Below are 6,153 nucleotides of genomic sequence, written 5' to 3'. Positions count from 1 at the left end.
GGGTTTTGAGCCAGTAGAAACTTTAAAAAATTTAAGTCCTCAGGTGATGCTTTGACTTAAATTTTTTAAATGTTAGCTAACTAGATGTGATCCTCAGCTTTGAAGCCAAGGCATCGGGAAATGTGGTCCAGGTCATCCAAACCGTAGAAGTCTAAGGTCAGTGACCCTGAACGTTTTGCCTGATTAAAGCGAATTTTTATCTGTCGCCCGAGCACCTCTCCCATGATTAGTTCGTATCGTTTAATGTCAGTATCACGGTCTTCGTCCTTACCTTGTGCTAGTGACTCAAACTTGTGGACAGGTATTCTCTTGGTCAGCAAGTTCCTCAACAGCTCTTCTCTTTTGCTTGCAGGGAACTTGGCGATAGCACGAACATGGCCCAACGTTATCCTGGTAGGGTTCTTGTGCCATAGGTTTAACTCCGACTCAGACAGAGATGTCCCCGCTCTTTTGAGGTGGGTAACTGCATATACCTTCTCTATACCTAGTGACTGTCTTATCGACTTATTGGAATAGCCTTCTTGGCTAAGTATCGCGACGACGTATGCCTTCTCAGCGTCCGTAAGATCGCTTTTACCTTTGTAGTACTCAATAGCTTCATCCGCGTCGATTAGGTAGGGAAGATTGTTCATTGCTTTACCCTCTTTTTAGTCATGTGACTAAGTTACCATAGTTTACTTCTCCCGTTTAGTCATGTGACTAAATTGTAGTGGTTCTCTGGTCTTCTTTCTGCCTCTATTTAGTCATGTGACTAATTTGCTGGGTGACAGAGCCATCTTTCAACAGTAAGGGTGGATGAATTTGCTGCGCTCTCTATTCTTTTGGGCAATATTAATTGCACAAATAAATAAAAGGACACTATTTAGGGCAATTTTTATTGACATAAAACTTGGATCAAAACAGAATGTGCAATATTTATTGAACATTGGGGTTTGGTTAAAGATGAGTGCTACATCTAAGCTCGCTTCGATACTGAGCAGTGAGCAGGGACAGATAAGTTGCTTTGAGATCGAGGTCTTCTACCTCAACCAACGCCGTTCCAAGAATCCAATGCATGACGAAATCAAGGAGTCCATTCGGAGCAAGGGCATTCAAGACCCTCTTCACATCGTATTTCACCCTGTACAGAAGAAGTGGGTTTTGTCCCAGGGGGGACAAACCAGGCTTCTAATTTGCCGGGAGCTTTATGATGAAACCAAGGCTGATAGCTTTCTTTACCCCCCTGTCTCAAAGCAGAAATTTACGTCCGATCTTGATTTGTGCATCAGTCATCTCGTAGAGAACAACCTTCGTGGTGACAATACCTTTTTGGAGACAGCAAATGCTGTTCTCAACATCAGGAATCTCTTGGCTGAAGGTTCCGAGCCAACTCAAGAGCTTTTGGCAAAAGAGATGTCCAGCAGAGGGATGCCAATCCGTCGGCAATCTATTACGGCGATGATGTACCTGGCTGAAGAGTTGGCACCATACATCACGAATCAAGCATTTCTGGATTGTGTAAGTAGGAAGGTGGTTGACGCCATCAGAACGTTACGAAATGACCTAGCGGAGGAGATGCCAAGCGAAAAGTTCGATTCCGCACTGGTTGAGTACGTTAACTCTCAACCCGGCAATTTGTCATTGAAGCAAATCCGAGAGCACTTTCTGAAGAAAGTGGTTGCCCCAACTACTCCAGGTTCTCGGTCAAATAAAGCAATAGCTAAAAGTGTTTCTGATGCGTTTGGTCTTTCTCATGTAGTGTCAGGATCAGAAGAGCTTCCTTCCGGTTTTGTTGTAAGTCTCCCTCAGCATGTTGATAGCCCTCTCCAGGCCGAAGTTTGCTTTTTCCTGGCGAGTCTCTCTGGGGTCTTCGATAGCAGTGTATCCCCCGAGATCTTAGCGGCTATGGGGCTGAAGGATATTGGTTCTGATCCAGCAGACCTTGCCTCTTGCGTAAGAGAGCATCTCAATCTGACAAATGCGGATTTGTCATCTCTTCCTTCCCGCGTCTTCTGCCATGCCAGTGAGGAAGGATTCGAGTCGTTGATTCGGCTGATCGCCGGAGTCAGGACCAGTTTTAACAGTAATAATCAATCTATGGAGAATCAGTGATGGCGTTGAGCACTAAGCTAAAGGACGAGTCATCCAGGTTCATTTCTTCCCTATTGTTGAGTGCATTAGAAGGCTGCCAGCAGGGGGATATGGAACTGGCAGAACGGCTCGGCCTGTCAATTGAGACAATGCAAAAATTAGACAGATTACGAGCCGATCAGATATTCAATATATCCGGCAACTATGTTCGTGACCTGAGTGCCCTGGAAGTATTCCAGATTGACTCAAGAAAAATATCGCGGATTATCGAATTGGCAGCGGAAGAAACTCGGCAGTACGAGATGATCGATGAGTTTTTACGTCGAGGAGCCTGCAAGACGATGATGGCTGAGTTATTCGGAATGCGTTCGACACAGGTTGCCAGCCGGAAGAAGTTTCTGAATCTACCAACGGTAAAGGGACGCCTCCCAGTGTCTACCTTGGAAGAGCAACGTCAGATCTATGATGCTTGGCTGGATTCAATAAAAATTGCCGACTACCGCGAGCGACTGCTTTATGTAGCCAGGGCAACAAACCTGTCCATGTCAAAGATCTATCGTGAGGTCCAGGAAATTGAGGAAATCACGAACAAATCCACTCAATCAAAAAAAACCAAAATCTGCGCATAAGGAGGCTCTCATGGCTGACAGCAACTCACAAAAAATGGCGGCCATTGGGGCCAAACAGGACATCGAAATTGAGCTCGCCACACGACCAGCACTTCGGTTGTGGCAGGGTAGGGAAAAAACACAAAAGCGTCACGGCATTCTCGGACTTCCTGGCTTTTGCAAGATTGTTCGGGGAATCGAGCAGGCGGTAAGAGAGGATGACCCCTATGCGGATTACCATTACCACCGTATTGAACAAGCAATCGATGACCTCACTTTCGATTTAGATAGTGAGCTGAAGGATATTCAGTCATTTATAGATGAAAACATCCCTCCTGCAATGCGCCTCCCTGACATAGGAAGCAAGAACCCCGTTGTGGTTCCCATCCGGTTTGCTTCTCGTTTGGGCTTTCAGCTTGTGTATCAACTGCTCAAGGTAGACCAAATCGTTCTCAAGGTACTTTTGGCCAACCACATCGGTCTGTTACCAAACAAGGAAAAGTTCGAGACTCTTGCGAGAGTCGAAAAGCGTGTGCGCAGTGTCCTGCATATGGTATTCAGTTATAGACATACTGGGGTTACCAGAGATGATATGGCAGCAAACAATCAAAAGGCCCAAAAGGCTAAAGAGCTGATGGGAGATTTGGAGGTTGGTTATCTTGAAGGTACAACAAGATCTGACAATGCGCCGCCATTGCCAATGAAACGACTCCAAACTATGGGCAAGGCTATAGAAAAGGGTAAAGCGGATAATAAATCCAAGGCTGCGGCGAAAGAAGCTAATTCAAGCAGCGAAGATGAACTGGGTGCAGAGCTTGATCGAGTACTAAAGCAGGCCGATGAAGAAATGACCCGCTCTGCTAAGAAGAAAGTGGCCACTGCCTAACAGCGCTTTGTGCTGTCATAGTGAAAAAGGTGCCAAGCGCACCTTTTTTTTGGCGGAGAGATCTTGGCTCAGTACCAGTCTGGAAGTGGATCATGACAGGTAGATAGTTGGCACAATAGTAGGCTTACAGGTTGGCTCAATACCAATTTTTCTGCTTGGATCGGGAGTAAGAATTACATGTCGGTTCCTTTAAATATAAATTTAATAATACCTTTTAAGGATAATAAGGCAGGACGCCTGAATCTGTACCGGAAAGAAATTGAAGCATTCAAGGAGATGCTCGGGCAGAGAGTAGAGGAGCTCAAGGAGGAGTTGGTGAGTCTATTTGGAGAGAATTTTGAGCTGACGCTTGCAGCGCGATCGGATGGTAACTCAAGAAAGTATTACTGGCGGTTTAAGTCGAGTAAGCGTGATAGGAAGTACAACAGGCTTCATGCCGATTCTATTGTTGAGTATCTCCGCGTATTTGATGACGAAAGAAAACTTCGATTGAAAGAAACGGAAGAAGAGCTCATCTACATCAATGCGAACCTTAAACTGATCAAGGGTATGTTGGATTCCATAGATCAGGCGGTCGATGAAAAAGCCGAGCTTAGGTCCGCGATCATATGAGCAGGTCATGAGAGGCATATGTCCTTGACCAAGTTGAGATCATCTGCAAAAATTCAACTAATACTTCCTGACAGCTTTCGGGCTTAGCTGCAAAGCATTGCTTTGCTACTCTTCACTTCAGAGCATCCATCAGTGCTTACCCTTCAAAACTACCGCGAATTGGTTTTGAGAAACAATCTGTTTTGTGAGTGCTAATCAGAGTATCTCTTGTCTTGGGGATATTCTGATTAGCGTTCACGACAGTGACTTTAGAATTGCTAATGAACTCGGTTAGCCAGCAAGCAAATCTTGTGATGATGATGACACTATACGAGTGGCTTTTGTGTGGCGCAGCCATGCCGTGCAAGTGCTATAAGCCTGCACGAAATCCTGGGGAACAATGATCCGAACGCCCCATAGAGGATCGTACTTTAACAGGGGTACTCGCTATACCCGAACTGCAATACCAAGCGAGCCTTGGTAAGAATTTGAGAAGCCTGCCATCGCGCAGGCTTTTCTGTTTTTAAAGGGTCATTTAGCGGTGACCCAAAAAAAGTAATTTCAAAGATGTGATCTTGTACTGTACCTCTGCCAAATAATGTTGGAGGTATAGCCCATGAAGAAGACCGCAATTGCTGTAGCTATGTGCTGTTTCAGCACATTGGCATCAGCGGAAAGTAAACCCTTAGACATAGGGGAGTCCAATCGCATTGAAGTAATGCAGACTGGGCGATATACCTATGTGAAAAACATCCCCCCGGTAGATCAGCTCAATCCTCTCAAGGTTGTCATCAAGACTCGGATTCCACAAAGCGTGGAAACAGTTGGCCAAACCGTTGAGTTTCTTCTTGCAAGATCCGGTTACGTGCTCGCGGATAAAACTGTTTTGAGCGAAGAGGCTAAAACACTTCTCAGTCTTCCGTTACCTCAAGTGCATCGTAATATCGGTCCAATGACTCTGGACAAAGCACTCCATACGCTGAGTGGTGATGCATTTGAATTGGTTGTCGATCCAGTACACCGGAAAGTTGCCTACGAGTTGTCAACCAAGTTATCGAGGAGTGAATGATGTCCAAGTCAAAATTAGGCCAGTCCCTCATGCGCACGATCGACGGTGGAAAATCCAAAGATGAGTCTTTGTCGGATATGCCTGTCGATGATGCGTTCGATCAAGCCGAAATGAATGGCAGTGTTTCAGAACTCAATGCGTCAGACGCAGATTCATTTTCAGCCAGGGAACCGCACATTGGCGAAGTGGAAGAGATCCATTCTTCTGGTGAGCAAGAGAAGCCACATAACGTGAAGCCACAAAAAGTAAAAGCACCCAAGCAGAAGAAGACCGGTAGCTTTATTGGTGTGATCGCTCTTCTTGTCTCAGTAGGTGCAGCAGGTATAGCTGGCTACGCAGTGATTAACCAAAAAGCTGGTCAGACGGCAGCCATGAATAGTGTGGACAGCCTGGATGCGGCCATTGGCACCTTAAATACAAGAACCGACGAGTTGACAGCAGAACTGGCAGGAACTCAGAAGGGCGTTCAGTCTAATTCAGACCGCTTGGTTAGCATTGATGCCATCCGTAAAGACATTCAAGAGCTTCAAGCAACCATCAGTGCAATGCGCGGTGAGTTAAATGGGTTCAAGGGAAGTCTGGAAGACAACAGTGCATCCATTGACTCACACCAAAAACAGATTGATGAGCTGAGTGATCAGATAAAAAAGCTCAACGCTAGGGCAGCGAGTGCGCCAAAGAAAGTTGTTCAGAAAGCACCGGTGAAGAAGGTGAATACTGACCCTAGCCTGATTGAAGGTGCCTACGTTGCTTCCATCGACCTTTGGGGAACACAGCCTTATGTCATGTTGCGTGAGGAAAACGGAAGCTGGGTGCCTTTAACTATGGGTGATTATTACAAGGGCTGGAGACTTGAGGGCGCTATTGGTTCTGAGGCTGTTTTCCAGAATGGCTCAAAAACAAAACGACTGACCATTAAGGAGTAGCAC

General features: G+C 45.9%; 7 protein-coding genes. 6 read left to right on the top strand and 1 reads right to left on the bottom strand.

Translation table 11 applies throughout. From position 1 onward, the window contains the following. Positions 1-80: 80 nt before the first annotated feature. Positions 81-632 (bottom strand): transcriptional regulator, encoded by a 552-nt coding sequence (locus ACF8D4_RS00640; RefSeq protein ID WP_392468163.1) that lies wholly within the window; start codon positions 630-632, stop codon positions 81-83. Between the two features lie 163 nt (positions 633-795). Between ACF8D4_RS00640 and ACF8D4_RS00635 the strand changes: the two genes are divergently transcribed. The 6 genes from ACF8D4_RS00635 to ACF8D4_RS00610 all read left to right on the top strand — a co-directional run bounded on the left by ACF8D4_RS00635 (position 796) and on the right by ACF8D4_RS00610 (position 6,150). Beyond that, complete coding sequence (locus ACF8D4_RS00635) at positions 796-2,091, top strand: hypothetical protein (RefSeq protein ID WP_392468160.1); 1,296 nt, start codon at positions 796-798, stop codon at positions 2,089-2,091. Continuing rightward, positions 2,091-2,699 carry an STY4526/YPO1902 family pathogenicity island replication protein gene (locus ACF8D4_RS00630; protein WP_392468157.1) on the top strand — a complete coding sequence of 203 codons (609 nt, stop codon included), beginning with the start codon at positions 2,091-2,093 and terminating at the stop codon, positions 2,697-2,699. Before ACF8D4_RS00635 ends, ACF8D4_RS00630 begins: the two co-directional genes overlap by 1 nt. Before the next feature lie 10 nt (positions 2,700-2,709). Beyond that, positions 2,710-3,564: a PFL_4669 family integrating conjugative element protein gene (locus ACF8D4_RS00625; RefSeq protein ID WP_392468154.1), complete on the top strand. Its 855-nt coding sequence runs from the start codon at positions 2,710-2,712 to the stop codon at positions 3,562-3,564. A 177-nt stretch (positions 3,565-3,741) separates the two neighbouring features. Next, a complete protein-coding gene (locus ACF8D4_RS00620; protein WP_004748798.1) occupies positions 3,742-4,176 on the top strand; it encodes a hypothetical protein in 435 nt (144 codons plus the stop codon). Between the two features lie 595 nt (positions 4,177-4,771). Next, positions 4,772-5,224, top strand: a complete 453-nt coding sequence (locus ACF8D4_RS00615) for a PilL N-terminal domain-containing protein (RefSeq protein ID WP_392468151.1) — start codon at positions 4,772-4,774, stop codon at positions 5,222-5,224. Then, on the top strand, positions 5,221-6,150 hold the full coding sequence (locus ACF8D4_RS00610) for a hypothetical protein (protein ID WP_392468148.1): 930 nt from the start codon (positions 5,221-5,223) through the stop codon (positions 6,148-6,150). Before ACF8D4_RS00615 ends, ACF8D4_RS00610 begins: the two co-directional genes overlap by 4 nt. The last annotated feature ends 3 nt before the right edge of the window (positions 6,151-6,153 follow it).

This window comes from Shewanella sp. YQ_9 (genome assembly GCF_043103185.1).
GTDB lineage: Bacteria > Pseudomonadota > Gammaproteobacteria > Enterobacterales > Shewanellaceae > Shewanella > Shewanella algae.
The sequence above is the reverse complement of the archived record's forward strand: the minus strand, read 5'-3'. Positions and strand labels throughout refer to the sequence as shown.